Source organism: Bradyrhizobium sp. IC3195, from assembly GCF_020193585.1.
GTDB classification, from domain to species: domain Bacteria; phylum Pseudomonadota; class Alphaproteobacteria; order Rhizobiales; family Xanthobacteraceae; genus Bradyrhizobium; species Bradyrhizobium yuanmingense.
On sequence record NZ_JADYVG010000073.1, the window covers coordinates 1 to 1,106 of the forward strand.

A 1,106-nucleotide genomic window follows, 5' to 3' on the forward strand; every position below is an offset into this window, starting at 1 on the left:
TCGCTGCGATGGCGGCCGAAGAATGAGATCGACGATGGCGTGGCGTACGGCGGGCATGGTTGGTTGAGGCGGAGGCCCATTGATTCTTTTTTTTCCGTCCCGCATGTGCGAGGCGACGGTGCTGCAAGAAGGCGTAGGCAATCATTGTCATCAGGGCGTGGCGATGAAGACCCTGCCATGATCGCCCTTCGAAGTGATCAAGCCCAAGCTCCTCCTTCAACTGCTGATGCGCCTGCTCACAAATCCATCGTGCCTTGATGGTGGCGGCCAGTGTGCGCAGATCCGTCGCCGCAGGGAGGTTGGCGAGATAGTATTTCTTCTCCCCTGAGGCACGCTGCTCGCCAATGAGCCAAGCTTCGTCGCCCGGGAGATGCTGCTGACCCTTATCCCAGATTCGCTGGGGAGGGCCGTCGGCGGTGCGGACACGGAGAGCAGCAAATCGGGCTTTCAGCCGACCTTTCGTCCCGCTGCGCCAACTCACGGTTTTCCATTTGGCGCTCGCCAGCATGTGTTCTGCCGCAATCGATAAGATATCCGGCACGTGGTGCTTTCGTGGTTTCCCGCGGACTTTGGTAATCGGCCAAATGAGCTTCACATCAACCGGATACACCTTGAGGTGCCGAGGGATGCCGACGGCCCAGGCCAATCCGCGTTCTGTTAGCCCTTGTCGAAATGGTGCGCTGAGCCCGTATCCTGCATCCGCCAGCACACATCCAAAGCGCACGTTGGCTGCCATCGCTCGATCAACCTCAGCCAAAGCGATTTCTGGCTTGGATCTTGCCGTTCGGTGTTCGATCGGCACCCGAGCACGCATCAAACGAGACACATTGCCTGTCCAACTCTCGGGCAGAAAGAGACGCAATGCGACCATCACGGGCACTTCGCCGCGCGCAAGGGTCAGCGACACCAGCGTTTGGCAATTTGCCGTTTTGCCAAGAGAGGACGCATATTGAGCCGCGACACCAACCGAGCGTTCGCCCTTTTTCGGCATTGCGGTGTCATCAATGACTAATACCGCATCCTTGCCGCCGACAAGCCGATCCGCCTGGTTGAGCAGCTCAGATTCCAGCGGTGATGCGTCCCAGACACCTTCGACGATGAAATGG

1 protein-coding gene is annotated in these 1,106 nt (G+C 58.8%); it reads right to left on the minus strand.

The window, feature by feature from the left end; all coding sequences use genetic code 11:
• Nucleotides 1-1,106 (minus strand): IS701 family transposase (locus I6F09_RS37140; protein ID WP_225190199.1); only part of this gene is annotated, 1,106 nt, incomplete at both ends.